At 63.3% G+C, this 25,497-nt stretch carries 21 protein-coding genes and 1 pseudogene; 19 read left to right on the top strand and 3 right to left on the bottom strand.

Annotated features, from left to right (window positions below; translation table 11 throughout):
• The first annotated feature begins 52 nt into the window (after nucleotides 1-52).
• From AB5Y50_RS12765 to AB5Y50_RS12785, 5 genes are all read left to right on the top strand, one after another.
• The gene (locus AB5Y50_RS12765) at nucleotides 53-1,216 is read left to right on the top strand and encodes an efflux RND transporter periplasmic adaptor subunit (RefSeq protein WP_223930614.1); all 1,164 of its coding nucleotides are present in this window, start codon (nucleotides 53-55) and stop codon (nucleotides 1,214-1,216) included.
• On the top strand, nucleotides 1,213-3,231 hold the full coding sequence (locus AB5Y50_RS12770; protein WP_223930613.1) for a MacB family efflux pump subunit: 2,019 nt from the start codon (nucleotides 1,213-1,215) through the stop codon (nucleotides 3,229-3,231). Before AB5Y50_RS12765 ends, AB5Y50_RS12770 begins: the two co-directional genes overlap by 4 nt.
• The gene (locus AB5Y50_RS12775; RefSeq protein WP_223930612.1) at nucleotides 3,228-4,601 is read left to right on the top strand and encodes an efflux transporter outer membrane subunit; all 1,374 of its coding nucleotides are present in this window, start codon (nucleotides 3,228-3,230) and stop codon (nucleotides 4,599-4,601) included. The genes AB5Y50_RS12770 and AB5Y50_RS12775 overlap by 4 nt, the downstream gene beginning before the upstream one ends.
• A gap of 132 nt (nucleotides 4,602-4,733) precedes the next feature.
• Nucleotides 4,734-5,540: a siderophore-interacting protein gene (locus AB5Y50_RS12780; protein WP_042014253.1), complete on the top strand. Its 807-nt coding sequence runs from the start codon at nucleotides 4,734-4,736 to the stop codon at nucleotides 5,538-5,540.
• Nucleotides 5,541-5,790: 250 nt separating this feature from the next.
• Nucleotides 5,791-6,897: a 3-deoxy-7-phosphoheptulonate synthase gene (locus tag AB5Y50_RS12785; protein WP_368162939.1), complete on the top strand. Its 1,107-nt coding sequence runs from the start codon at nucleotides 5,791-5,793 to the stop codon at nucleotides 6,895-6,897.
• Nucleotides 6,898-7,367: 470 nt separating this feature from the next.
• Here AB5Y50_RS12785 and AB5Y50_RS12790 read toward each other — a convergent pair whose 3' ends face one another.
• Together AB5Y50_RS12790 and dsdC are read right to left on the bottom strand one after the other, a co-directional pair.
• Complete coding sequence (locus AB5Y50_RS12790; RefSeq protein WP_010673634.1) at nucleotides 7,368-7,775, bottom strand: H-NS family nucleoid-associated regulatory protein; 408 nt, start codon at nucleotides 7,773-7,775, stop codon at nucleotides 7,368-7,370.
• Between the two features lie 349 nt (nucleotides 7,776-8,124).
• Nucleotides 8,125-9,069, bottom strand: coding sequence for a DNA-binding transcriptional regulator DsdC (dsdC, locus tag AB5Y50_RS12795; protein WP_139737554.1), 945 nt, complete (start codon nucleotides 9,067-9,069; stop codon nucleotides 8,125-8,127).
• A 215-nt stretch (nucleotides 9,070-9,284) separates the two neighbouring features.
• Between dsdC and dsdA the strand changes: the two genes are divergently transcribed.
• Nucleotides 9,285-10,616 carry a D-serine ammonia-lyase gene (gene dsdA, locus AB5Y50_RS12800; RefSeq protein WP_223930668.1) on the top strand — a complete coding sequence of 444 codons (1,332 nt, stop codon included), beginning with the start codon at nucleotides 9,285-9,287 and terminating at the stop codon, nucleotides 10,614-10,616.
• Between the two features lie 339 nt (nucleotides 10,617-10,955).
• Nucleotides 10,956-11,132, top strand: a complete 177-nt coding sequence (locus AB5Y50_RS12805; RefSeq protein ID WP_010673631.1) for a hypothetical protein — start codon at nucleotides 10,956-10,958, stop codon at nucleotides 11,130-11,132.
• A gap of 66 nt (nucleotides 11,133-11,198) precedes the next feature.
• Here AB5Y50_RS12805 and icd read toward each other — a convergent pair whose 3' ends face one another.
• A complete protein-coding gene (gene icd / locus AB5Y50_RS12810) occupies nucleotides 11,199-12,452 on the bottom strand; it encodes an NADP-dependent isocitrate dehydrogenase (RefSeq protein WP_010673630.1) in 1,254 nt (417 codons plus the stop codon).
• Between the two features lie 745 nt (nucleotides 12,453-13,197).
• Between icd and AB5Y50_RS12815 the strand changes: the two are divergent.
• The 12 genes and pseudogenes from AB5Y50_RS12815 to AB5Y50_RS12870 form a co-directional block, all read left to right on the top strand.
• Nucleotides 13,198-13,749: pseudogene (locus tag AB5Y50_RS12815) on the top strand (alpha/beta hydrolase); the annotation flags it as partial.
• 991 nt (nucleotides 13,750-14,740) lie between these two features.
• Nucleotides 14,741-15,034 (top strand): hypothetical protein, encoded by a 294-nt coding sequence (locus AB5Y50_RS12820; RefSeq protein WP_368162941.1) that lies wholly within the window; start codon nucleotides 14,741-14,743, stop codon nucleotides 15,032-15,034.
• A 246-nt stretch (nucleotides 15,035-15,280) separates the two neighbouring features.
• On the top strand, nucleotides 15,281-17,401 hold the full coding sequence (locus AB5Y50_RS12825) for a hypothetical protein (RefSeq protein WP_113978182.1): 2,121 nt from the start codon (nucleotides 15,281-15,283) through the stop codon (nucleotides 17,399-17,401).
• 3 nt (nucleotides 17,402-17,404) lie between these two features.
• The gene (locus AB5Y50_RS12830) at nucleotides 17,405-18,166 is read left to right on the top strand and encodes a DUF3142 domain-containing protein (protein WP_113978181.1); all 762 of its coding nucleotides are present in this window, start codon (nucleotides 17,405-17,407) and stop codon (nucleotides 18,164-18,166) included.
• 7 nt (nucleotides 18,167-18,173) lie between these two features.
• Nucleotides 18,174-18,368: a hypothetical protein gene (locus AB5Y50_RS12835; protein WP_173418149.1), complete on the top strand. Its 195-nt coding sequence runs from the start codon at nucleotides 18,174-18,176 to the stop codon at nucleotides 18,366-18,368.
• Nucleotides 18,365-18,775, top strand: a complete 411-nt coding sequence (locus tag AB5Y50_RS12840; protein ID WP_223930666.1) for a GNAT family N-acetyltransferase — start codon at nucleotides 18,365-18,367, stop codon at nucleotides 18,773-18,775. Before AB5Y50_RS12835 ends, AB5Y50_RS12840 begins: the two co-directional genes overlap by 4 nt.
• A gap of 73 nt (nucleotides 18,776-18,848) precedes the next feature.
• On the top strand, nucleotides 18,849-19,766 hold the full coding sequence (locus tag AB5Y50_RS12845) for a pseudouridine synthase (RefSeq protein WP_223954324.1): 918 nt from the start codon (nucleotides 18,849-18,851) through the stop codon (nucleotides 19,764-19,766).
• A gap of 64 nt (nucleotides 19,767-19,830) precedes the next feature.
• Nucleotides 19,831-20,298: an NUDIX hydrolase gene (locus AB5Y50_RS12850; RefSeq protein ID WP_039039255.1), complete on the top strand. Its 468-nt coding sequence runs from the start codon at nucleotides 19,831-19,833 to the stop codon at nucleotides 20,296-20,298.
• A gap of 158 nt (nucleotides 20,299-20,456) precedes the next feature.
• On the top strand, nucleotides 20,457-21,563 hold the full coding sequence (mnmA, locus tag AB5Y50_RS12855; protein ID WP_010673619.1) for a tRNA 2-thiouridine(34) synthase MnmA: 1,107 nt from the start codon (nucleotides 20,457-20,459) through the stop codon (nucleotides 21,561-21,563).
• A gap of 347 nt (nucleotides 21,564-21,910) precedes the next feature.
• On the top strand, nucleotides 21,911-22,522 hold the full coding sequence (hflD, locus tag AB5Y50_RS12860) for a high frequency lysogenization protein HflD (RefSeq protein ID WP_010673618.1): 612 nt from the start codon (nucleotides 21,911-21,913) through the stop codon (nucleotides 22,520-22,522).
• Nucleotides 22,523-22,552: 30 nt separating this feature from the next.
• Nucleotides 22,553-23,923: an adenylosuccinate lyase gene (gene purB, locus AB5Y50_RS12865; RefSeq protein ID WP_041214787.1), complete on the top strand. Its 1,371-nt coding sequence runs from the start codon at nucleotides 22,553-22,555 to the stop codon at nucleotides 23,921-23,923.
• A 152-nt stretch (nucleotides 23,924-24,075) separates the two neighbouring features.
• Complete coding sequence (locus AB5Y50_RS12870; RefSeq protein ID WP_010673616.1) at nucleotides 24,076-25,206, top strand: cupin domain-containing protein; 1,131 nt, start codon at nucleotides 24,076-24,078, stop codon at nucleotides 25,204-25,206.
• Nucleotides 25,207-25,497 lie beyond the last annotated feature (291 nt).

A 25,497-nucleotide genomic window follows, 5' to 3' on the forward strand; every position in this document is an offset into this window, starting at 1 on the left:
TGCTGCACGATATGGCCCTTGCACGCCTTCGCTCGTTTCGTTCAGGTGATAAATGAAAGCTCTTCGAAAACCCGGCAAGCTCGCCCTGCTCGCCCTTGTGCTGATCCCTCTCGTCACCTGGCTGGCCTGGCCGGGCAACACACCGGACCCGGTACTGACCGCAACGGTTACCCGACAGGATGTGGAGCAGACGGTGCTCGCCAGTGGCGTACTGCAGGCCATCGAGCAGGTGGATGTGGGGGCTCAGGTCTCGGGTCAGGTCACCTATCTCGCGGTGGAAGCGGGTCAACAGGTCAAACAAGGAGAGCTGCTGGCGGAGATCGATCCCCTGATCGCCCAGAACAACCTCAAGACCGCCGAGGCGGAGCTGGCCAGCCGCCGCGCCCAGCTCAAGATCAAGCAGGCACAGCTCAAACAGAACGAGCTTGCCTGGCGCCGCCAGCAGCAGATGTTTCGGCAGGAAGCGAGCTCTCGTGCGGATCTGGAGAGCGCCGAAGCCCAGCTTGCCGTCACCCGGGCCGAGCTGCAAAGCGCCCAGGCCGACATCGACAACGCCATCATCAAGGTGGAGCGCGCCAAGACAGAGCTCGGCTACAACCGCATTCAGGCCCCCATGGATGGTACCGTCGTCTCCATCGTCACCCGGCAGGGGCAGACCCTGGCCGCCAGCCAGACGGTACCGACCCTGCTCAAGCTCGCCAATCTCGACACCATGACGGTCAAGGCCCAGATCTCCGAAGCGGACGTCACCCGTGTCAAGGCGGGCATGCCGGTCTATTTCACCCTGATAGGGGATCCGGATACTCGCTACCACGGTACCCTTCGCACGGTCGAGCTGGCACCCACCAACATCAATGAGCAGACGGCCAGCACCACGGCCACCAGCAATGCGGCCATCTACTACTATGCCCTGTTCGATGTGCCCAACCCCGGCCATCAGTTGAGGGTCGCCATGACGACCCAGGTCACCATCGTGCTCGGCGAGCGCAAGCAGGTACTGGCCATTCCCCAGACCGCCCTCGGCAAGAAGACTGGCGACAACGAGTACGAGGTCAGCCTGCTCAAGGAGGGGGATCAGAGAGAGACCCGCCGCATCAAGACCGGCATGAAGGATGACATCAAGATTGAGGTGGTGAGCGGCCTGATCGAGCATGAGAAGGTGATCCTGGAGCAAGGCAAGCCGGCCCTGCACGATGAAGGGGAGATGGAGCCGTGAGCGAGCCCCTGATCCGTCTCAAGGGCATCGAGCGGCGCTACCAGAGCGGAGAGCACGAAGTGACCGTGCTGCACCCGCTGGATCTCGCCATCGATGCCGGGGAGATGGTGGCCATCGTCGGCGCCTCCGGCTCCGGCAAATCGACCCTGATGAACCTGCTGGGCTGCCTCGATCGCCCGAGCGGCGGCCAGTATCTGTTTCGCGGCCAGGATACCGCGACCCTGGATGCCCTCTCCCTGGCACGGCTGCGCTGCCACCACTTCGGCTTCATCTTCCAGCGCTATCACCTGCTGCCCCATCTGGACGCGGCCGCCAACGTGGAGATCCCCGCCATCTATGCCGGCACTGCCCGCCTTGATCGCCAGGCCCGAGCCCGCACCTTGCTGACCCGCCTGGGACTGCAGGATCGCAGCCACCACAGACCCGGCCAGCTCTCCGGCGGTCAGCAGCAGCGGGTCAGTATTGCCCGGGCGCTCGCCAACGGCGGCGAGGTGATCCTGGCGGACGAACCCACCGGCGCTCTCGACAGCCAGAGCGGCAAAGAGGTGATGGCCATCCTCAAGGAGCTGCACGCCCAGGGCCACACCATCATTCTGGTGACCCACGACATGGCGGTGGCAAGCCATGCGGATCGCATCATCACCCTGCGTGACGGGCGGGTAGTGGAGGACAGCGGCCATCGGGCGGCCGATGACAACGCAGCCTCCCCATCCAGGGCGCGGGCCCACCCGCTGCCAGGTGATGGCAGCCAGCTGCCCCCTCCCCCTGTCGGGCAAGATGCACAGGGAACAGGCGCCGCCGTCCGCACCGCAAGCCGGGGCTGGGATCGCTACCGGGAGGCGGGGCGCATGGCCCTGCACGCCATGCTGGCCCATCGCATGCGCACCTTCCTCACCATGCTCGGCATCATCATCGGCATCGCCGCCGTGGTCAGCGTGGTGGCGCTGGGTCAGGGGGCGCGCGCCAAGGTGATCGACGACATCAACGCCATGGGCACCAACACCATCGACATCTTCCCCGGCAAGGACTGGGGAGACGAGAAGGCCGCCAGTATCCAGACCCTGAACGAGCGGGATCTCGACGCGCTGCTCGGCCAGCCCTATCTGGAGGGGGCCAGCCCCCAGATAGCGACGTCGGGCCAGCTTCGCTATCGCAACAAGACCAGCAGCGGCAGCGTGATCGGGGTCGGCAACGACTTTTTCCGGGTCAAGGGGATGACGCTCACCCAGGGGCGCCTGCTCGATGAGCGTGACATTCGCAACCGGACCGCAGTCGCCGTGGTGGATGGCAAGACCATAGAGAGCCTGCTCGGCAAGGTGGACCCGGTCGGCCAGGTGGTGCTGGTCGGCACCCTGCCGGTACGCATCGTGGGGGTGGTCACCCAGGAGACCGGCTTTGGCCGCAGCAGCCAGTCGGTCAATGTCTGGCTCCCCTACAGCGCCGTCATGAGCCGTCTCCTCTCCCAGCAGCACTTCACCCAGATCACCATCCGGGTCAAAGACGGCGTCCAGCCCGCCCTGGCCGAGCAGGCGGCAGTCGCCCTGCTGACCCAGCGCCACGGCGTGAAGGACTTCTTCACCTTCAGCAGCGACAGCATCGTCAAATCGGTGGAGAAGACCACCGCCACCCTGACACTGCTGGTCTCCGCCATCGCGGTGATCTCCCTCATCGTCGGGGGCGTCGGGGTGATGAACATCATGCTGGTCTCGGTGGTGGAGCGCACCCGGGAGATAGGGATCCGCATCGCCGTCGGCGCCCGCCAGTCCGACATACTGCAACAGTTCCTCATCGAGGCGGTGATGGTCAGCCTGCTGGGGGGGCTGCTCGGTATCGGCCTCGCCCTGCTCATCGGCGCTCTCTTCTCCCTGCTCGTGGAAAGCTTCCAGATGCGCTTCTCGCTCTTCTCCATCCTGATGGCCTTCGGGTGCTCCTCCCTCATCGGGATCCTGTTTGGTTACCTGCCCGCCCGCAATGCGGCCAGGCTCGATCCGGTGGAGGCACTGGCGAGGGAATGACGATGCACAACCTATCAAGGCTCGGGCTAAGCCTGATGCTCACCGCCAGCCTCGGTGCCTGCAGCCAGCAGAGCACCTATCACAGACCCGATCTCGACGTGGCGCCAGCATGGCAGCAGGAGAGCCGGGGTCTCACCGCTCAACAGGCAGGCCCCTGGTGGCAGGGATTCCAGGATCCTGCGCTCGATCGCCTGGTCGAGGCGGTGCTGGCCGCCAACCCGGACATGCGGGTGGCCGGGCTCAAGCTCAAGAATGCCCTGCTCGGCGCCGATCTGGCTGACACCAACCTCACCCCCTCGGTCAGCGCCAATCTCGGGGCCAGCGGCACCAAGAACATGAAAGATGGCAGCGCCAGCAGCAACCTGGGCCCTTCCCTCAACCTCAGCTACGAAGTGGATCTCTGGGGCAGACTGGCCGCGGCAAGGGATCAGGCGAGCTGGGAGGCACAGGCCAGCGAACAGGATCTGGCCGCCACCCGGTTGCTGCTCATCGGCAAGACCCTGGAGCAATACTGGCAACTGGCCTACCTCGGTTCGGCCATTACCCTGGGCACCCAGCAACTGGCCAATCTGGAGCGCATTGAACGCCTGACCCGCGCCAAATACGAGGCGGGCGCCGTGACCCGACTCGATCTGGTACAGGCCAGCCAGCAGAAGGCGGGCAAGCAGGCGGAGCTCGCCACCCTCACCCAGCAGCGGGCACAGGCGGGCAATGCTCTTCGCCTGCTGCTGGGCCGCAGCAGCGGGCCGCTCGCTGACGCTCCCGACGCCCTGATCATGGGCCCGATCCCGTCCGTGGCGGCCGGCATCCCCGCCGATGTGCTGGCACGGCGCCCCGACGTACGGGCCGCCGAGCTGCGCCTTCGCAAGACCCTTGCGAGGGGAGACGAGATCCGCACCGGCTTTTATCCCACCCTGAGCCTGACCGGCGGTGCCAGCACCACCTCGGATACCCTGACCCAGGTGCTGCAAAATCCGGTTGGCACCCTGGGCGCCACGCTGGCGCTCCCTTTCCTCGAGTACAACAAGACCCAGCTCTCCATCGCCAGCGCCGACATCGACTACCAGATTGCCGAAACCGAATTTCGCAAGCAGCTCTATACCGCGCTGCTGGAAGTGGAGGATGGCCTGGCCGCCCGTCAGCAAGGGGATCTGCGGCTGCGCTATCTGGAGCAGCAGAGGGCCTATGCCCGGGAGGCCGAGAGGCTGGCAGGCGCCCGTTTCCTGGCCGGAGCCACCGGGGTACAACCCTGGCTGGATGAGCAGAACCGCCTGTGGGATGCCGAGCTCGCCCTGCTGGCACAGCAGCAGACCCAGCTCAACAACATGGCAGGCATCTATCGGGCGCTGGGGGGAAGCGATCGAACCTGACCCAGGCAGAGAGTGTGGTATCGCGATGGACATCCAGAGGAGGTCAATCGCGACCCATTCTGCCCACAAACCAATTGATAATAATTTTCATTTCATCAAGAATGGGCGCCATCATCAGCCAGGAGTATGCCCATGTCTCAACCCGCCCCGGCCAATCGCCCCCGCCTGCTCACCGTCAAGCATGTTCAGGATGTGAGCCCGCACCTGCGCCGAATCTGCCTGACCAGCCCCGAGCTTGTGGACTACCCCTTCAGCTGTGGCGGTGCTCATGTCAAGATCATGCTGCCCCGACCGGATCAGCGCGAGATAGTGTTGCCCACCCCCACCGACAAGGGGCCTCGCTGGCTCGATCCCGCCCAGAAACCCGTCATTCGCACCTTCACCATACGTGCGTTTCGTCGGGAGGCGCTGGAGCTCGACATCGACTTCGCCCTGCACGGCGAGGCCGGCCCCGCCAGTCGTTTCGCCCTGCACGCCAAACCGGGTGACAGGCTCGCCATCTCGGGCCCGGGCGGCCCCGACCCCATGCTGCAAATGGCCGAGCACTATTACATGGCGGGGGATCTCACCGCCCTGCCCGCCATCAGCGCCATGGTGGAAGTGATGCCAGCCCATGCCCTCGGCCATATCGCCCTGCTGGTCCCCCATCAGGACGACGTGCAGGATCTGTCGCTGCCGGCCGGCGTCGACCTGCGCTGGTTCGTGGGCAATCCGGAACAGGCCGCGACCCTGGTGGCACATTTCACCGCCCAGCCCATGGTCGCAGAGGGGAGCTATTTCTGGTTTGGCGGGGAAGAGAGCCTGGTCGTGCCGCTGCGCCGCCACGTCAGACGCACCCTGGATGCCGAGCGCCAGCGGGTCTACGCAGTCCCCTACTGGCGCAGCGGCAAGGATGAAGACGCCTACCACCAGGACAGGCACGCCGTGATGGACAGCTGACCCCCTCTTTATCTTGTGACTGGCGGGCTTCTTCCCTCGGGGAGCGGCCTGCTTTTGCTGCGGTTCCCCCGCCATCGTTCTCTCTCCCCCCATCTTCGCCTGGCGATTTCATTGCGCTTGCATTTGAGACAAACACCAAGATAATGACAATCATTCTCAACAACTGCGATGAGCCGTGAACCTGTCTGCTCCCAACGGGATGGCGCATACGGGTTCCCCATCGCACACATGCACAGCAAGGTAACTCCAGATGGCAGTTTTGAATTCGGTCATGCGCGCCTTCGCCATAGAGGCGCTCCCCACCCCTGCCGAGCTGCTGGCGCAGCACCCCTGTCCGGCCGACATGGCCCGGCACATCGACAGCCAGCGCCATCAGGCACGCCGGATCCTGGCAGGTGAAGACGATCGCCTGCTGGTCGTGATTGGCCCCTGCTCCATCCATGATCCCGTCGCGGCCCTGGACTATGCCGGACGGCTGGCACGGCTCGCCACCGCCTATGAAGACAGCCTTCAGATAGTCATGCGCGCCTATTTTGAAAAGCCGCGCACCACGGTGGGCTGGAAGGGGCTGGTCTTCGATCCGCACCTGGACGGCAGCAACGACATCAATCGGGGATTGCATCTGGCACGCCAGGTGCTGCTCGACATCAATGGACTGGGGCTCGCCACCGCCACCGAATTCCTCGACACCACCAGCTTTCTCTATCTCGCCGATCTCGTCAGCTGGGGCGCCATCGGGGCACGCACCACGGAGTCTCAGGTTCACCGGCAATTGGCCTCCGCACTGCCCTGCCCCGTGGGATTCAAGAACGGTACGGACGGCAATATCCGGGTCGCCATCGATGCCATCCAGGCCAGTACCGCCTCCCATCTCTTCACCGCCCCCGGCAGCCAGGGCGGCATGGTGGTGATCAAGAGCGAAGGCAATCCCGACGGCCATATCATTCTGCGTGGCGGCACCCTGCCCAACTACCACCAGAGCGATGTGGCGGAGGCAGCAGACCGCCTCACCCGTCAGGGACTCCCCCCTCGCCTGATGGTGGATTGCAGCCATGGCAACAGCCAGAAGCTGCACACGAACCAGCTGAAGGTCGCCAAAGATCTCTGTCGCCAGCTGAGCGAAGGGAGCCAAGCCGTCGCCGCCGTCATGGTCGAGAGCTTCTTGCTGGGAGGTAACCAGAAACCGGCTCCTCTGGGTGAGCTGCAATACGGTCTGTCAGTGACCGATGCCTGCCTCTGCTGGGAAGAGAGTGAACACCTGCTTGCCATGCTGGCAGAGGCGGTCCAGGCCCGTCGCCGCACCCGGAGAAAATACACACACGCCGTTCAGTCTGAACTCGGACAACCCGTCATCTAGCATTCGGTTTATTTGTTTGCCACCAATCGGTGTCTGCCTCATCCGCACGTTGTCCGGCATCGTGCGGATATATCGCAGAAGAGCGGTGTCAAACAGACCATAAATAGAGGGGATAAATTAATAGGCGGTGGGCGTCATGCATCAGCATGAAAAAGAGACGGGCCGCTCAGGCGTACAGATGAGGATCCACCGCCGCTATTTCATTCTGTCACAGCAGGTATCCATGATCGTTTCTCACAAGGGACGAAGATACACGGGCTGTATGAGTCCTCAGTGCGTATAAGTGGCGAGGTGGCGTGGAAGATGATGCGCCACCTTTATTGGGCACATGATGGTCATGGCTATTCCAGACGAGGCTCTCCAATTAACCGGAGTAACCTGCGCAATTGGGTTTTACTGCGACATCATCTGAACCCTGAAAATAATAATGCCGCCCTGCAGGCGGCATTATCGAGAATCGGATCCGGCGATCAGATCAGGAAATCGTTCAGATCCTTGCCAAGCGCAACTTGCTCGGCGATGGCCTTGGGCATACGACCCTGACCGGTCCAGGTCTTCTCCTGACCGTCTTCCTGATACTTGTATTTCGCAGGACGGGGAGCACGCTTGCTCTTGGTGGTGCCCGCCGCAGCCGGAGCCGCCACGCTGCCGATCAGCTCACGGGGATCGATACCAGCCTGTTGCAGCATTTCGGTGAATTCATTCAGTTTGCGCTGACGCTCTTCCTGTTCGGCGCGTTCCTGTTCAACGGACTCGGCACGCTCGTTATATACCAGGTCAAACTTTTCTTTCGCTTCTTGCAGTTGCTCAAACGGCAGTTCACGAATGGCAGCGCGCAAGCTGCGAATGTTCAGCAGAACCTTCAGAAACTCGTTCATTACTTCCTCACAGAATTATTTTTGTATGTCACAGGGATAACACGATTTGAGAATAGCATGCCCATTGGATAACAACATAATGTTTTTATACCATCCGGCAGAGCACTGACACCATATGGACATTATTCACCGTGGTTAATTCCCTGCCTGATACTTATTGGGAATACCCTCACGGACTTTATTTTCTATTTTCCCCGGTTAATCTCTGGTTCACCTCATCCGTTGCACACGGTGTTATCTCTTACCCGCGTCGTTCTGCGCCAGGTCATTTAGCAGCCGTGCCGACCCCTATTGTACAAATAGTGCGCTCATGGCCATGACCTTCGCGGACAATAAACCAGGTCCCGTTTCAGGATGCCCCTTGCGCCTGATCCTGTATCCAGCGGATGAATGCCTGGATCTTGGGACACTGGCGGTGAGGGAGGGTCGCCAAGTAATAACGCGGCTCGCAGCGCACCGCCATATCCGGGAAGGGCATCACCAGCGCTCCGCTCGCCAGCGCCTGGCTTGCCAGTTGCCTGCGCCCCATGGCGACACCGGCGTGGTGGGTGGCGGCAAGGATCGCCAGATCCGCTCGATCAAATCCCATGTGCGACGCGCAAGCCTCCAGGGAGAGATGCCAGTGACTCCCCCAGGTGCGCCACTCGTCGCTGTCGGTGTCCAGGCCCCAGGCCTGCCTGTCATGGAGCAGGCGGCACTGCTGCAGATTCCTCACCTCCCCCATCAGACCGTGGTCGCTGGCGTATTGCGGGCTGCACACCGGCACCATGTATTCATCCATCAGGGGGTGGATGGCCAGGCCCGTCGGGGTTCTGGCATCGAAGTTGAGGGTCAGATCGATGCCGTAGCCGTGCAGGTTGATGTGCTCGTTGCCCGTCAGCAGGTTGAGCTCGATGTGAGGATGCAGACGGGAAAAATCGGCGAGCCTTGGCACCAGCCAGCACTGGGCGATGGAGGGGCGCGAGTGCAGCGTCAGGGAGCCCGACAGCGCCTGCTCCCTGATCTCCAGCACCTCCTGATTGATGAACTCCAGGGAGGAGGTGAGGGCCCAGAAGATGCGCTGCCCCTCCGTGGTCAAGGCCACCTTGCGGTGAAAGCGCTGGAACAGCAAAAAACCGAGCGCCTCTTCCAAGGCCGAGATGCGGTGGCTCACCGCGCTTGGGCTCAAGGAGAGCTCGTCGGCGGCGAGCGCAAAGGAGCCGTGGCGGGCCGCCGCCTCGAAGGTGTGGAGCCTGGCGAGCTGATGACTGCTGAGCAGCTTGCTCCTCACCCCCGGGTGCTCATCGCGTTGCATGGTTGGGCCTCCCTCTCTTTTATCTGGCGGATGATACCAGAAGGGCGAGGTTTGCATTCACCAGGAAGACTCAAGTCACCCATGTTCGAAGACACAGCAGGGTAAATGGCCATTTGCATCAACTGAGCTCATCCAAGCCACGCGTTTTATCATTTGTCACGGCAACGCTGGCGCCGTTCAATGGGATGATTCCGTCACCACCCCGCGAGGCTTTCATGACACACACCGACATTGCCGGGCTCATCGCCCGCTTTCCCCTGCTCGAACCGCTGATCGCCCTCACCCCTGTGACCTGGTTCAATCCGGGGGCCACCTCCCTCGCGGAAGGATTGCCCCATGTGGGGCTCACCCGGCACGATGTGGCCGCCGCCTCCGCCCGGCTCGCCCGCTTCGCCCCCTACCTGTGCGAGGCCTTCCCCGAAACCCGCGCCAGCCACGGCATCATCGAGTCCGGGATCGCCACCATCCCGACCCTGCAGGGGACCCTCAATGGGCGCTATGGCGTCGAACTCACCGGCAGGTTGCTGCTCAAACAAGACAGCCATCTGCCCATCTCCGGCTCCATCAAGGCGCGCGGCGGCATCCACGAGGTGCTGGCCCATGCCGAACACCTGGCCATCCAGGCTGGGCTGCTGCGCGAGACGGATGACTATCGCACGTTGTTCTCGGACGAGTTCCGCCACTTCTTCAGCCAATACAGCATCGCGGTGGGGTCGACCGGCAACCTCGGCCTCTCCATCGGCATCATGAGCGCCCGCCTCGGCTTTCGCGTCACCGTCCACATGTCCGCCGATGCGCGGGAGTGGAAGAAGAAAAAGTTGCGCCAACATGGCGCCATCGTCGTGGAATACGCCGAGGATTACGGGGTGGCGGTGGAGCAGGGACGCAAGGAGACCGAACGCGATCCCGCCTGCTTCTTCATCGATGACGAGCACTCTCGCACCCTGTTCCTCGGCTATGCGGTGGCGGGCGAGCGGGTGAAAAAGCAGTTCGACGAGATGGGCATCAGGGTGGACGCCGACCATCCGCTCTTCGTCTACCTGCCTTGCGGCGTCGGCGGCGGCCCGGGCGGGGTGGCCTTTGGCCTCAAGCTGGCGTTCGGGGACAACGTGCACTGCTTCTTCGCCGAGCCCACCCACTCCCCCTGCATGCTGCTCGGGGTCTACACCGGGTTGCACGATGCCATTGCGGTGCAAGACCTTGGCATCGACAACCTCACCGCCGCCGACGGCCTCGCGGTGGGACGCGCCTCCGGTTTTGTCGGCCGCGCCATGGAACGCCTGCTTGCGGGCTTCTACACCCTGAGGGATCAGGAGATGTACGACCTGCTGGGGCTCCTGGCCCGGGATGAAGAGATCCGGCTCGAGCCCTCGGCACTGGCGGGCATGGCAGGCCCCTGGCGAGTGGCCGCCAACCTTGAGTGGCAGAGTGGGCAGGGACTGGATGCAGCCAAGATGGCCGGGGCCACCCACCTGGTGTGGGCCACCGGCGGCGGCATGGTGCCCGCCGAGGAGATGGAAAAATACCTGGCCTGCGCCCGGATCTGATCTTTTTTTCGCCCCCATGACCCGCCGACCTGGCGGGTTTTTCTGCTGCGAGATCAGCAAGATGGCGCCTCAGTCCTCGCCACCATGACACAGACGGCCAGACTGCTGGACAGCCTGATTTGTCATCCAGCCCCACTGACTGGTTATTTTGTGATACGATAGAGACCGTTTTTTGACATCTGCGCCCCGTTGTCCCCTTTTTCCGGTGAGATAACCACCGGATCCGGCGACCAACACCTGCCGGGCGCAGCACAACATGTGCCCAGTTCGAATCGCTCCTGCGCGACCTTGACGCCAGGAGCACTCCCCTCTGGGCACCTTAGATAAGGAGATCGGGCGATGAAACAATATCAAAGCTGGTTGGGACAATATCTGATGAGCCGCCGTGACGGAGACCACGCCATGGCATCCGAGCTCGCCAGCTCCATCTGCGAATTCTGGCAGGCCCGTGGAGATGAGGCCGAGACCAGCAAATGGCAGCAGATCTACGAGCAGCACGTGGAAAAAACCACCTGACGACCTGCTCTCCTCCATAAAAAAACCGGCGCTCATGGCGCCGGTTTTGCATTTCAACGACCCGGATCACATCTGGTCGATCATGTCCTGGGCGAACTGGGAGCAGGAACGCAGGGTGGCCCCTTCCATCAGACGCTCGAAGTCATAGGTGACGGTCTTGTTGGCGATGGCCGCTTCCATCCCCTTGACGATGAGGTCAGCCGCCTCGGTCCAGCCCAGGTGGCGCAGCATCATCTCGGCAGAGAGGATGAGGGAGCCCGGGTTGACCTTGTCCTGACCGGCATATTTCGGCGCGGTGCCGTGGGTGGCTTCGAACAGGGCGACGCCATCGCCGATGTTGGCGCCCGGGGCGATGCCGATGCCGCCGACCTGGGCAGCCAGCGCGTCGGAGATGTAGTCGCCGTTGAGGTTCATACAGGCAATGACGTCATACTCGGCCGGACGCAGCAGGATCTGTTGCAGGAAGGCATCGGCGATGACGTCCTTGACCACGATGGTCTTGCCGGTTTTCGGGTTCTTGAAGGAGCACCAGGGGCCGCCGTCGATGAGCTGGGCATCGTACTCTTTCTGGGCCAGGGCATAGCCCCAATCCTTGAAGGCACCCTCGGTGAACTTCATGATGTTGCCCTTGTGCACCAGGGTCACGGAGTCGCGATCGTTGTCGATGGCGTACTCGATGGCGGCACGGACCAGACGCTCGGTACCGGCCTTGGACATGGGCTTGATGCCGATGCCGCAGGACTCGGGGAAGCGAATTTTCTTCACGCCCATCTCGTTTTGCAGGAAAGCGATCACCTTCTTGGCTTCATCGCTGTCTGCCTTCCACTCGATGCCGGCGTAGATGTCTTCGGCGTTCTCGCGGAAGATCACCATGTCGGTCAGCTCGGGGTGCTTGACCGGGCTCGGGGTCCCTTCGTAGTAACGGACCGGGCGCAGGCAGACGTAGAGGTCCAGCTCCTGGCGCAGGGCCACGTTGAGGGAGCGAATACCGCCGCCGACCGGGGTGGTCAGCGGGCCCTTGATGGCCACGCAGTATTCACGAATGAAATCCAGGGTTTCGGCCGGCAGCCAGGCACCTTCGCCATAGACATGAGTCGACTTCTCGCCGGTATAGATCTCCATCCAGGCGATCTTGCGCTCGCCTTTGTAGGCTTTCTCGACCGCAGCATTCACCACATTCAACATGGCCGGGGTCACGTCCACACCGATACCATCCCCTTCGATAAACGGAATGATGGGGTTGTGGGGAACCTGCAGCTTGCCGCTGGCATCGACTGTGATTTTCTGGCCCTGGGTCGGGATAACTACTTTGCTTTCCATCGGCATCTCCTAACTTCCGTTTGTTATCAATCTGATCGTTGCGCGCGGCCATCTTAAGCCCATCCATTTGCATAATCAAATAGCGGGCGTGCATGTCAGACCATAGTCGGGGAGTGGATCACAGTGCGCCTGAGGATCCCCTCCTCCCTCGCCGCCCTCTGGTCCTGACGAGGCGCAGGCCCCGTCCATCCAGGCCTCTTCCTCTAGTGATGACAGCGTCTCCCTGCCCTCGCCGCCCCAAAGGCGCCATTCCCCCAAATCCCGTTCGCCTTTACATCGTCGTAACCCCTTTGGCGAGGCAAGGCGCGCCGGGGGACAGGCTGCCGGATCCGGACTAGGCTCTTTGCCAGTGCTCGGGGCGCCCGGGGCGTGGCCGATCATGAAGAGAGCACGACAACAAGGAGAACACCATGTTTATCGTCACCAACCGGATGGTCAACGAGCAGGGCAAGACCCCCAGCGAGATCTTTGGCGAAAAACCCGCAGAGGGCCCCAACGAACTGCGCCTCGCCGAGGCCCGGCGTCAGGGCAAGCAGTGGCAGCTGGACCTGCTGCCGGATCAGATCACCGCCGAGATGGCCGCCAGCGCCGGCCTTGACCCCACCTCCCCCACCCGGCCAGCGCCTATGTGTCGCGCAAGCTGCTGGAGCGCTGCGCCGGGACCGGCAGCACGGCCAAACAGAAGCTCAAGACCGGCAAACACCTGCTGCTGTTCGTACACGGCTTCAACAACGATCTTGACGATGTGCTGGAGCGAGCCGCGGGGCTCGAGGCCCGGTACGGCGTCGAGGTGCTCTGCTTCAGCTGGCCCGCCAATGGCGGCGGCGCCCGGGGCGTGCTGAGCTACAAGAGCGACAAGCGCGATGCCCTGGCCTCGGCCGGGGCCCTTGACCGGGTGCTGGAGAAGATGAAGGGGCTGCTCGACGAGTTCAACGGCCAGTATGTGACGCAGCTGGAAGAGAAGGCCCAGAAGAAGTTCGCAGACAACGGCGAGGCCTGGGATCGCTACTTTGCCAAGGAGGTAAACAAGCGATGCCCCTTCACCATCAACCTGCTGCTGCACAGCATGGGCAACTACCTGTTCAAGCACCTGCTGGGCAGCACCACCTACCACGCCAACCAGCTGCTGTTCGACAACATCATCATGGCCGCCGCCGACACCAACAACGAGCTTCACGCCCAGTGGGTCGATCGCATCCAGTGTCGCAACCGCCTCTACATCACCATCAATGAGCGCGATGGTGCCCTGATGGCATCGCGCATGAAGATGGGGGAGCAGCAAAAGGCGAGGCTCGGCCACTACACCCGGCGGCTGGATGCCAGAACGGCCACCTACGTGGACGTGACCAATCAGCCCCATGTGGGGGACTCTCACGCCTACTTCGAAGGGGATGCCCTCGCCAACGAGAAGGTGCTGCGCTTCTTCCACACCGTCTTCAACGGCGGCACCGGCGAGAGCGCGGAGCTGTTCGATGCGGCCCCTCTATCGCCTCTAGCCACTGCGCAAAAAAACCACCGCCCCGAACAGGGCGGTGGTTTTTCATTATGCGCTCACTTGGTGGCCACAAGGCCGCCAGGGGCTAGTGTTCTGCCGCTTCCGGCTGGGGCGCTTCGCTGCGCTCCCGTTGCAGTTCATCGACCCTGGCCTGCCATCTGTCCTGGGCCTGTTTTTGCCCCTGGGACTCGAATTCCTGGCGCATGGTGTCGATTTTTTGGTCAAGTTTTTCCATCAGGATGTCTCCTTACATCTCGGGTTACACACTGGCTGACGGCACTGTTTGGCCAACCTGCTCACCCGATTGGACACCAGGTTTTCCCCAATTGTCCAACAAAATAAACGATTGATTATGCAAAAACCAATCTAGAAAATGGGTTAAAGCTCCTTATGAAACCCCATAAGCCACCCTGAAAACGCCTGATAAAAGCACTGTTTTTGCCATTGATATCAATACCTTGATATTTATAACTTGCTCAATGACTCCCTTGAGATCGGCATGACGAGGATATGCACATTTTTTTTCACAAAAACTCCCCGCTCTCCGGGCTTTGCGACCGGAAAGGCCCCCTTGTCCATCCAAAAATGCGATAGGTTATGACGCAACCCATCTCTTTAATGGATAGATAATCCCCAACCCCGGCCCTGCGGCTTGCCAGCCCGACCACCAGCAGGTTCGCTTGTTACCCATCCGGGCATATCCCGCCCCACTCCCGCCCCGATAAAATGGGGCCGCACCGCGCCTGCTGAGCGGGTTGTTGCCGCCCTCATCCCCTCTCGTCGGAGTCATGACATGGATCTCTTCTGGTGGTTTGCCCTGCCCGTCGCCGCAGGCACCTTCTATGGGTGCTATTTCTGGAACCAGCGCCATGCCCAGCCCGACTGGCTGCGTCTGCCTACCCGCGCCGACTACCTGCACCAGCATCCCGAATGCGCCATCGACGATGAACTGGGGGCGCGCTGCTGCGCCTGCGGCTCCGACAAGGTGCTGGGCCCCCCCCAGACCGGCTGGCCTGATCATCGCTTTCGCCACACCTGCCTCGCCTGCGGCAAGGCGCTCTTTCGCACCGAAGAGCCCCCTATATAAGTATCCACATTCGCCCTTTTTGTATGGCGATGTATGGCGATGGCAGATGCTGACACCCGCAAAGCAGCAAAGAGCACATGCTCGGGACAGGGAGATGGCGCAGGCGTCTTGACAGGGAGAGCGCCTACCAGGCCAGAATGGGTTGTCGTTTGTGACCCTCTTTCGTACTATTGCCCGCCACTGCAAACCCCCTTTTCCGGCCCGGGCGTCATGCACGGCGCGGGCCCACAAACGGATAGCGATCCCATGACATCTCTGACCCACTGCTCGGTGCTGGCGATGACGCTGGTTGCACTGCCCGCCCTCGCCTCCGGTGACGGTGACGGGTGCGGCTTCTGGCTCACCGACTGCCCTCTCCCTACCTATCCGCTCTATCTCAACGAGAACGACACCCGGGGCAACCTGCTGATGCTGCTGGGGGATGCACAGCATCACCCCCTCCCCTTCACCCTGCCGGCGGATCCGCTGAACGAGCGCAGCCAGCCGCTGTTCTACCTCACCCGCCTCCCCCAGCCGGAGGAGGTGGAGGACCCGGCGCTGCGCGAGCAGCTCGGCAGCCGGCTGGCCGCCTACGACCCGTCCCTCCCACCGCTGCTCGAGCACTACGCGGGCCACGACTCCCTCTACGGCCACGCCATCTCCAACTCCCTCTCCTCGGTCAGCGCGTTTCTGGACGCCCTCGAGCAGAGCGAGGTGCCCGCCCCGGAGCGCACGTCGCTGCTGCGAAGCCGTCTGCTGATCCTGGGACAACAGGAGAGCCCGGCCCCCGCTACCGAAATGAGCGATGCTGCCCTGGAGTGGCAGGGGTATCTGCAGGCCGCCCGGCACTTCTACGAGAGCCGCTTCGAGGAGGCCCGCGCAGGCTTTGCCGCCTTGCAGCAGGCCAAGGCCCCCTGGGTGGCCGAGAGCGCGACCTACATGGTGATGCGCACGGAGATCAACCTCGCGATGAAGGAGGCGAAGGACGAATACGGCGATCAGGACGTGACCAGGAGCGACAAGGAGGCCCTTCGCCGCGCCATGGCCCAGGGTCAGGCCTATCTGGCGGCCTACCCGCAAGGGCGCTACGCCAGCTCGACCAGAGGACTGTTCAGACGCATCCAGTGGATGGCCGGTGATCTCGGCGCCCTGCGGGATGCCTATGACGAGGCCATGGCAACCCGCCAGCCCTTGCCGGCGCTGGAGGCCCTGGTCAACGAGATCGATCTCACCCTGCTCAGTGGCGATGCCTATCGCCATCAGGCGGCCTATCAGGACTCGGCCCAGCCGGCGCTGCTGTTCGTCAATGCCCTGCGGGGTCTCAGACCGACCTATGAGCGGCCGCGGGACTGGCAAGATGCCCAGCTGGACGACGCCATCGCGCACCTGCAAAAAACCGGTCACCAGGCGCAGGCGGCCTATCTCAAGGCCTACGCCCTCTTTTTGGACAAGCAGTTCGAGCAGGTGCTGGCCCTGCCCTCCCCCGGGCAGGAGGACGCCACCCTGGCATTCAGCCACCAGATGCTGCGCATCTGGGCCTGGCAGGGCATGAAGGCCTTCGACAAGGCCGAGCAGGCCCTGATGGCGCTGGTGGCCTCCCCCCTGGGTCAGGCCCAGCAGGCGTTCGTGGAGAACGTGCTGGCGGATCACTGGGTGCGCACCGGCAACACGGCCGCCATCTTCCAGCCGGGCAGCCCCATCACCCAGCTGCGCATCCGCGCGGCCGTGCTCAAGCAGGAGGCCGAACCCGCCCTGTTGCGCCAGCAAGCCAGTCAGGGCCCGAGCGCGGCGGAGCGGCAGATTGCGCTCCATACCCTGCTGGTGCGGGATCTCATCGCCAGCGACCCGGCCACCTTCTTGCAGGATGTGGCCCTCGTCCCCGCCGATTACAAGGAGGCGACCCCTCCCGCCGACGCGCCCTGGGAGCCCGTGCCCAACGGGGATGTGCGCCTCTCGGCGTTCCAGTGGCGCGGAGAGGGGACGCCCCAGGGCTACCACTGCCGGGATCTGGCCCAGACCCTTGGCACCCTGATGCAGCGCCCCGACGATGGTCATGCCCTCAACTGCTTCGGGGAGTACCTGCGCAGCCGGGATCCCCATATCGACCTGTGGCAGGATCGCGAGATGATCTGGGGGCTGGCGCAAGACGAGCGTCCCACGTTCCCGAGCCGCCTCGCCCTCTATCAGGCCGTGATGGCCAACCCCAAGGCGGAGCCCGAAGACAAGAGCTATGCCCTCTATCGCGCCATCCAGTGCTATGCCCCCTCCGGCTACAACAGCTGCGACAGCCAGGAGATCCCCAAACGCACCCGGCAGGCCTGGTTCAACACCCTCAAGCAGCGCTATGGCAACTCGGTGTGGGCCAGATCCCTCAAATACTACTGGTGAGCCATGAGCAGCCCCCCTGAACGCGCCCTTCTGGCGCTGCTGCTGACGGCCCTGGCCACCCCCCTTGAGGCCAGTGTCGATGCCAGCGCCTATGACGCCTTCTGGCTCTGGTCCGCCACCCGCCACCAGCCGGTACTGGAACAGGCCAGCACCCTCTATCTGCATCAGGGGGAGATCCTGGACAGGCCCGGCGGCTCCCGCTTCGTCAAGCTGGGGCGGGTTCCCTCCCCCCTCAAGGCCGGGCAGGTCTGGCTGGTGGTGCGTGTCAACGCCCTCCCCCTCTCCCCCGCCCACGAGCAGGTGCTGGTGCGCCTCTACGAGGGGTGGCGCGCGGCCGGGGCCAGGGTGGCGGGCATCCAGATCGACTTCGATGCGGCGACCCGCCAGCTCGATCGCTATGGCAACGCCCTGCAACAACTGCGGCGCGCCCTGCCTCCCGGGTGCAAGCTCAGCGTGACGGGGCTGCTCGACTGGGCGAAAACGGGGGACGTGGCAGAGCTCAATCGCCTGCCCGTGGACGAGCTGGTGATCCAGACCTATCAGGGCACGCGCACGGTGCCGGGCTATCAGGCCTATCTGCCCGCCATGGCGCACCTGACCATCCCGTTCAAGGTAGGGCTGGTGCAGGATGGGGAGTGGGATCCCGCCTGGCAGACAACACTGGCCGCCTCCCCCCATTACCGTGGCGAGGTGGTCTTCCTGCTCAACCGCCCGGCGCCGATCCCGGGGACCAGTCCCCCTGTTCCCCGGCATGACGCCCACTGAGACGCGGGTGAACCCCATCGGGACACAGGGGCAAGGGCGTGCCCACGGCAAGCAGCCGTGGCAGACCCTGATCCGGCTGGTGGCATCCACACCGGGCGAGATGCCGTGCGAGAGGAACGCCGTCCGGGCCACCACATCGGTCAAGCCCGCCATCGTGCTGCGCGGCGCGCGCCGTCACAAACAGGGAGAGAAACAAGGATGACGTTTGTCGAGATGAACCCCGCCTACCTGCCCGGGGCCTGGGGCTTTGCCGCCCTGGCGGACAACGAGGTCGTGGGGGCCTGCGTGGCGGGCCTGGTGGGGGAGCAAACCGCCGAGATCTTCAACATCGCCGTTGCCCCCAACCGCCAGCAGCAGGGCATCGGCTCCGGCCTGCTGCGCTTCGTGCTGGAGAACCTGGCCGGGAAGGGGATAGGCCGCGTCGAGCTCGGTACCGGCAGCTTCGGCCACCAGCTCACCTATTACCAGCGCCACGGCTTTCGCGTCCATGCCGTCGTGAAGGATCACTTCCTCATCCACTATCCCGAGCCCCTGATGGAGCACGGCATCCAGCACAAGGACATGCTGCGCCTCTCCCTCGCACTGGCGCCGGACACCGCCTCCCCCTGACCCGAGAGGGAAGCCCCGCCCTCCCCCTGACGGCCGCCCCCTGTGGTACACTCCGCCATCCCCTGTTTTTGGTATGCATGCGATGAAATCAGCCCGCCCCCGTCTCTCCCTCTCCGCCCGCCCTGACGCAGGCCGCACGGCCAGCGGGCCTACCACGGCGCGCCCATCCCAACGCCGGGAGGCCCGGCACCCAGGGAGCGTCAACGAGCGCAAACCGGCCCCCGCCCCGGCGGCTCGCAAGCTGCTGCTCCTGAACAAGCCTTACATGGTGCTCTGCCAGTTCACCGACGAGGCGGGCCGCGAGACCCTCAAGGATTACATCAAAGAGCCCGGCATCTATGCCGCGGGCAGGCTGGATCGAGACAGCGAAGGGCTCTTGCTGCTCACCAACGACGGCAAGTTGCAGGCACGCCTCACCCAGCCGGGAGAGAAGACCCCCAAGACCTACTGGGTGCAGGTGGAAGGCATCCCGAGCGAGGAGAAACTGGCCGCCCTTCGCGCCGGAGTGGAACTCAACGACGGCATGACCCTGCCCGCCGGGGCGCGCATCATGGATGACCCTGCGGTGTGGCCACGCAATCCGCCCATACGCGAGCGCAGGGAGATCCCCACCTGCTGGCTGGAGATCAAAATAGTGGAGGGGCGCAACCGCCAGGTGCGGCGCATGACCGCCCACATTGGCCACCCCACCTTGCGCCTCATCCGCTACGCCATCGGGGAGTGGACCCTCGATGGTCTGGCGCCGGGAGAGAGCCGCGCCCTGCCCGCCCCCGAGCTGGCAACCGCGCCACGACCAGCCGCCACGCAAGGCAAACCACGGGCATCCGCCGCAGCCGGGGGCACTGGCCGCAGTGCCCCCCGCACCGCCCGGCCAACAGATCAGGATCCACCCCAGGGGCGGGACCGCCGCAGGACAGACCCGCGCCCCGGCAATCGCAGCGGCGGGCGCACCACCGCCCGCCGTCCGGCTCGCACCAAGCCCTCTGAATGAAGGCGACAGCGGATCTGCATCGAACGCCCCTGCCGGGGCACAGTCAACAAGACAAGGAGTCCTTATGAGCGATCACCCACCGCTGCCCACCCGCCTCACCGTGGCCGCCCTGGTGCACTGGCAAGGGCGTTTCTTGCTGGTGGAAGAGGAGATTGCGGGCCAGCGCCGCTTCAACCAGCCCGCCGGCCACGTGGAGCCGGGAGAAGATCTCATCCAGGCGGCCTGCCGCGAGCTGAAGGAGGAGACCGGACTCACCGCCGCGCCCACCGGCTGGCTCGGGGTCTACCTCTTCAAACCGGCGGACAGCGAGGCCACCTTTGTGCGCACCGCCGTCATCTTCGACCTTGAAAAGTCGCCCGGTCAGCACCATCCAGAGGATCCCGACGGTGACGTACTGGCCTGTCACTGGCTCAGCCTGGAGGAGATTGCCGAGTGCAAGCCCGCCCTGCGAAGCCCCCTGGTGTGGCAGTGTATCCAGGACTATCTGGCAGGCACCCGCCTGCCGCTGTCGGCACTCAAGGCCTTCATCTAAGCGCCATTGGACGCTCTTTTTGACGCTATGGGGCCGAGACAAGAAAAACGATTTCCCGCCGCCGGGCTTCCAAGGAGAACGGCGGCAGGGAGATGTGACCGGGGGCGCAAAACTCTGGTAGAATACGCCCCGTTTAAACGAACTGGTAACTTCGACTAATGACAGACAACAGCCAAATCAAGGTGATCGTCGGCATGTCCGGCGGCGTGGATTCTTCCGTCTCGGCCTACCTGCTCCAGCAGCAGGGCTATCAGGTCGAAGGCTTGTTCATGAAGAACTGGGAAGAAGACGACACGGACGAGTACTGCTCTGCCGCCCAGGATTTGGCTGATGCCAAGGCCGTCTGCGACAAGCTGGGGATGAAACTCCACACCATCAACTTCGCCGCCGAATACTGGGACAACGTGTTCGAGCACTTCCTGGAAGAGTACAAGGCGGGTCGCACCCCGAACCCGGACATCCTGTGCAACAAGGAGATCAAGTTCAAGGCGTTCCTGGAATTCGCCGCCGAAGAGCTGGGGGCCACCTACATCGCCACCGGCCACTATGTGCGCCGTGACGACAGCACCGGCCGCCCGCGCCTGCTGCGCGGTCTGGATACCAACAAGGATCAGAGCTACTTCCTCTATACCCTGAGCGAAGCCCAGGTGGGTCAGAGCCTGTTCCCGGTCGGGGATCTGGAAAAACCCGAGGTGCGCCGCATCGCCGAGCAGCTGGATCTCATCACCGCCAAGAAGAAAGACTCCACCGGCATCTGCTTCATCGGTGAGCGCAAGTTCAAGGACTTCCTGGCCAAGTTCCTGCCCGCCCAGCCCGGTCCCATCGAAACCGTGGACGGCAAGATCATCGGCGAGCATCAGGGGCTGATGTACCACACCCTAGGCCAGCGCAAGGGGCTTGGCATTGGCGGTCGCAAAGATGCCACCGAAGAGGCCTGGTACGTGGTGGACAAAGAGGTGGAGCGCAACACCCTCGTGGTGGCGCAAGGGGAACACCCCCGCCTCTACTCCGACGGCCTGGTCGCGAGCCAGCTGCACTGGGTGGATCGCACCCCCATTCGCGCGCCGCGCCGCTGCACCGTCAAGACCCGCTATCGGCAGGAAGATATCCCCTGCCTGATCCAGCCCATCGACGATGAGACCATCCGGGTCATCTTCGACGAGAAGCAGGCTGCGGTGACCCCGGGCCAGTCCGCCGTCTTCTACGACGGGGAAGTGTGTCTGGGCGGCGGCATCATCGAACAGCGTTTCAGCCATCCGGTCTAAGGGCTGGGCGCTCACGAGCGTCCGCGCTGTACTCCCTTCTCCCCTCGCGGGAGAAGGGTTGGGGATGAGGGGGTAACCACCCTCACCCTGACCCTCTCCCTGAGGGAGAGGGGACAAAGAAAAACAGTACCAGGCAGCGATACATGATTGGCAACGTCCAGGCCGGATCATGGCATCGGCCGGTGAAAGAACAGAACAGGGCCGTGAAGACATGGCCGACACATTCCAGGCCGGATCATGGCATCGGCCGGTGAAAGAACAGAACAGGGCTGTGAAGACATGGCCGACACATTCCAGGCCGGATAATGGCATCGGCCGGTGAAAGAACAGAACAGGGCTGTGAAGATATGAGCGACAAATTCCAAGACAGAACCATGGCCTTCGCAGGCATCTGCCAAGCCGCCTATCTGGTGCAGAAAGTGGCCCGTGACGGCTCCTGCGACGAAGCCTCCCTGCGCGAGAGCCTGCAAAGCATTCTGGTCACCAACCCCACGCAGCCGCTGGAAGTGTTCGGCAGCCACCTGGCCATTCGCGATGGCTATCGCGCCCTGGTGGAACAGCTGGGGGCCGACGGCAGCCAGAAGAATGCCGAGCTGACCCGCTACGTGGTGAGCCTGATCGCGCTGGAGCGCAAGCTCGCCAAGCGCAAGGACATCCTCAACATGCTGGGGGAGCGGATCAGCCAGATCGGCCGCCAGCAACAGCATTTCGATCTGCTCGACGAGCAGATCCTGGCCAACATGGCGAGCATCTACAGCGACCTTATCAGCCCCATCGGGCCGCGCATCCAGGTGGCGGGCACCCCGCTCTTCCTGCAGCAGCCCCTGGTGCAGCACAAGGTGCGCGCCCTGCTGCTCGCAGGCATCCGCGCCGTGGTGCTGTGGCGCCAGCTCGGCGGCAGCCGTACCCAGATCATCTTCGCCCGCAAGAAGATGGTGGAACTGGCCAAACGATTTTAACCCCCACACCAATCATCAGGAGTTCACCCCATGGAGCTGTCCGCGCTGACTGCCGTTTCCCCGATTGACGGTCGTTATGGCGACAAGGCCGATGCCCTGCGCCCTATCTTCTCCGAATTCGGTCTGCTGCGTTTTCGCGTCGAAGTCGAGGTGCGCTGGTTGCAAAAACTGGCCAGCCACGCCGGGATCCCGGAAGTCCCTGCCCTGAGCGAGGCAGCCAATGCCGTGCTTGACGGCATCGTCAGCAACTTCAACGAGCAGGATGCCGCCCGCATCAAACAGATCGAGCGCACCACCAACCATGATGTGAAAGCGGTGGAGTACTTCCTGAAAGAGAAGGTGGAAGTGAACCCGGAGCTGGCCGCCGTCAGCGAATTCATTCACTTCGCCTGCACCTCGGAAGACATCAACAACAACTCCCACGGCCTGATGCTGAAGACCGCCCGGGAAGAGGTGATCAAGCCTTATTGCGAAAAGCTCATCGGCGAGATCAAGCGCCTGGCCGTCGAGTACCGCGACATGCCGCTGCTGTCACGCACCCACGGTCAGCCGGCGACCCCGAGCACCATGGGCAAGGAGATGGCCAACGTCGCCTACCGTCTGGAGCGCCAGCTCAAGCAAATCATGGCGGTGGAGCTGCTGGGCAAGATCAACGGTGCCGTGGGCAACTACAACGCCCACATCAGCGCCTACCCGGATGTGGACTGGCACCAGTTCTCCGAGGAGTTCGTCACCTCTCTCGGCCTGACCTGGAACCCCTACACCACCCAGATCGAGCCCCACGACTATATCGCCGAGCTGTTCGACGCCCTGGCCCGCTTCAACACCATCCTGATCGACTTTGACCGTGACGTCTGGGGTTACATCTCCCTGGGTCACTTCAAGCAGCGCACCATCGCCGGCGAAATCGGCTCCTCCACCATGCCCCACAAGGTCAACCCCATCGACTTCGAGAACTCCGAAGGCAATCTGGGTCTGGCCAACGCCGTGTTCCAGCACCTGGCGAGCAAACTGCCCATCTCCCGCTGGCAGCGTGATCTCACCGACTCGACCGTGCTGCGCAACCTGGGTGTGGCGGTGGGTTACTCCCTGATTGCCTATCAGGCGACCCTCAAGGGCATCTCCAAGCTGGAAGCCAACGCGGACGCCATGGCCGCCGATCTGGACGCAAACTGGGAAGTGCTGGCGGAACCCATCCAGACCGTGATGCGCCGCTACGGCATCGAGAAGCCCTACGAGAAGCTCAAAGAGCTGACCCGTGGTCGCCGCGTCGACGCCGAAGGGATGCGCACCTTCATCGACACCCTGGAGTTGCCGGAAGCAGTCAAGGTCGAGCTGAAGAAGCTGACCCCGGCCAACTACATCGGCGACGCCCAGCGTCTGGTCGATCTGCTGAAATAAGTGATGTAACCGAACCGGCGGGGGCTCTGTCATGACGGCAGGGCCCCCGTTGATTTTGGCCCATTTGATATGATCACCCTCTATCGGGCCATTTCAGAGCCCTTGCCCAAGCCCGCCTTGGGCAAGCCCTCTCACAAGATACGAGAAGCACCATGTACCAACTCAATCTGGATATCGCTCACTTCCTCGAGCACTACTGGCAGAAGCGCCCGCTCCTCATCAAGGGCGGTTTCACCGACTTTCAGGATCCCATCAGCCCGGACGAGCTGGCAGGTCTGGCCATGGAAGAGGTGATTGAGTCGCGCCTGGTCACCCGCTTCAACAACAAGTGGGAGGCGGCCCACGGCCCCTTCGAATCCTACGATCACCTGGGGGAAGAGAACTGGACCGTGTTGGTGCAGGCGTGCAACCACTGGGTACCCGAGGTGCACGAGCTGGCGGTGCCCTTCCAGTTCATCCCGGGCTGGCGCTTTGACGATGTGATGGTGAGCTTCTCCACCCCTCACGGCGGTGTCGGCCCCCACATCGACAACTACGATGTCTTCATCACCCAGGGTCAGGGCAAGCGCCACTGGCGGGTCGGCGATGCCAAGCCCTTGAACGAGTTCGCCGCCCACGCGGCCCTGCTGCACTGCGAGCCGTTCGAGGCGATCATCGACGTCATCATGGAGCCGGGCGACATCCTCTACATCCCGCCCGGATTCCCCCACGAGGGCTACGCCATCGAGCCCTCCCTGAACTTCTCGGTGGGTTTCCGCGCACCGGACGCCAAGGCCCTTGTCTCCTCCTTTGCCGATCACCTGATCGACAACGAGATCCGCACCGAACGTTACGGCGACCCGGACCTCCAGCCCCGCGCCCGCCACGGGGAGATCCAGCCCCATGAGCTGCACCGCCTGCGGGAGCTGATGCAACAGGCCCTCGACGACGAGACCCTGTTCAAGGAGTGGTTCGGCACCATGATCTCCGAGGCCAAGCACGATCTGGACGTCAATCCGGTGGAGCCGGACTACAGCGCCGACGAGGTGGCCGACCTGCTGAGCCAGGGGGAGCCCGCCATCAAGGTGCCGGGGTTGCGCAGCGTCTGGTTCAGCGGCGAGAGCCGCACCTGCTACATCGACGGCGAAGCCTGGACCCTGCCAAGCGAGGATCCGGCCGCCATCGCACTCCTGTGCGACAAGGACATCATCACCCAGGACGCGCTGGTGGAACTGGCCGATCAGGCGGGCTTCCTGCAACTGCTGACCCGGCTGGTCAACCGCGGCTACTGGTTCTTCGGCTGATCCAGAGGGCTGCCGCCCCTCCCGGCGTGCCGGGAGGGGCGGCGTTTTTTTCCGCTGTAGGCCTACCGGCTCCAGCCTTGCGTTGCTTCGTCCTGACGCCGCGGGAGGGAGTGACTACACTGGGTGACGGCCAACGGCATCGGGCCGGATCGCCCCCGCAATGGGGCCCTGTTGTTTGTCATTTAACAACATGGGATCGGGCAGGATGCGGGGCCAGAAATGGGAACCAAATGGCCTCAGTTGCGGAAAATCAATTATTTTAGCCCCTAAAATGAGCTGTGATCGAAAACG

The sequence above is a fragment of the Aeromonas sp. s6 genome (assembly GCF_040907815.1).
Lineage (GTDB): Bacteria > Pseudomonadota > Gammaproteobacteria > Enterobacterales > Aeromonadaceae > Aeromonas > Aeromonas caviae.

Excerpts from the sequence above, each read along its gene's own strand:
- AB5Y50_RS12780 (WP_042014253.1), top strand. The coding sequence starts at position 4,734 with ATGTCTCAACCCGCCCCGGCCAATCGCCCCCGCCTGCTCACCGTCAAG.
- dsdC (WP_139737554.1), bottom strand. The coding sequence starts at position 9,069 with ATGCAACGCGATGAGCACCCGGGGGTGAGGAGCAAGCTGCTCAGCAGT.
- AB5Y50_RS12775 (WP_223930612.1), top strand. The coding sequence starts at position 3,228 with ATGACGATGCACAACCTATCAAGGCTCGGGCTAAGCCTGATGCTCACC.
- AB5Y50_RS12825 (WP_113978182.1), top strand. The coding sequence starts at position 15,281 with ATGACATCTCTGACCCACTGCTCGGTGCTGGCGATGACGCTGGTTGCA.
- AB5Y50_RS12790 (WP_010673634.1), bottom strand. The coding sequence starts at position 7,775 with ATGAACGAGTTTCTGAAGGTTCTGCTGAACATTCGCAGCTTGCGCGCT.
- AB5Y50_RS12840 (WP_223930666.1), top strand. The coding sequence starts at position 18,365 with ATGACGTTTGTCGAGATGAACCCCGCCTACCTGCCCGGGGCCTGGGGC.
- AB5Y50_RS12850 (WP_039039255.1), top strand. The coding sequence starts at position 19,831 with ATGAGCGATCACCCACCGCTGCCCACCCGCCTCACCGTGGCCGCCCTG.
- AB5Y50_RS12765 (WP_223930614.1), top strand. The coding sequence starts at position 53 with ATGAAAGCTCTTCGAAAACCCGGCAAGCTCGCCCTGCTCGCCCTTGTG.
- AB5Y50_RS12820 (WP_368162941.1), top strand. The coding sequence starts at position 14,741 with ATGGATCTCTTCTGGTGGTTTGCCCTGCCCGTCGCCGCAGGCACCTTC.
- icd (WP_010673630.1), bottom strand. The coding sequence starts at position 12,452 with ATGGAAAGCAAAGTAGTTATCCCGACCCAGGGCCAGAAAATCACAGTC.
- AB5Y50_RS12870 (WP_010673616.1), top strand. The coding sequence starts at position 24,076 with ATGTACCAACTCAATCTGGATATCGCTCACTTCCTCGAGCACTACTGG.
- hflD (WP_010673618.1), top strand. The coding sequence starts at position 21,911 with ATGAGCGACAAATTCCAAGACAGAACCATGGCCTTCGCAGGCATCTGC.
- dsdA (WP_223930668.1), top strand. The coding sequence starts at position 9,285 with ATGACACACACCGACATTGCCGGGCTCATCGCCCGCTTTCCCCTGCTC.
- AB5Y50_RS12830 (WP_113978181.1), top strand. The coding sequence starts at position 17,405 with ATGAGCAGCCCCCCTGAACGCGCCCTTCTGGCGCTGCTGCTGACGGCC.
- AB5Y50_RS12845 (WP_223954324.1), top strand. The coding sequence starts at position 18,849 with ATGCATGCGATGAAATCAGCCCGCCCCCGTCTCTCCCTCTCCGCCCGC.
- AB5Y50_RS12805 (WP_010673631.1), top strand. The coding sequence starts at position 10,956 with ATGAAACAATATCAAAGCTGGTTGGGACAATATCTGATGAGCCGCCGT.
- AB5Y50_RS12785 (WP_368162939.1), top strand. The coding sequence starts at position 5,791 with ATGGCAGTTTTGAATTCGGTCATGCGCGCCTTCGCCATAGAGGCGCTC.
- mnmA (WP_010673619.1), top strand. The coding sequence starts at position 20,457 with ATGACAGACAACAGCCAAATCAAGGTGATCGTCGGCATGTCCGGCGGC.
- purB (WP_041214787.1), top strand. The coding sequence starts at position 22,553 with ATGGAGCTGTCCGCGCTGACTGCCGTTTCCCCGATTGACGGTCGTTAT.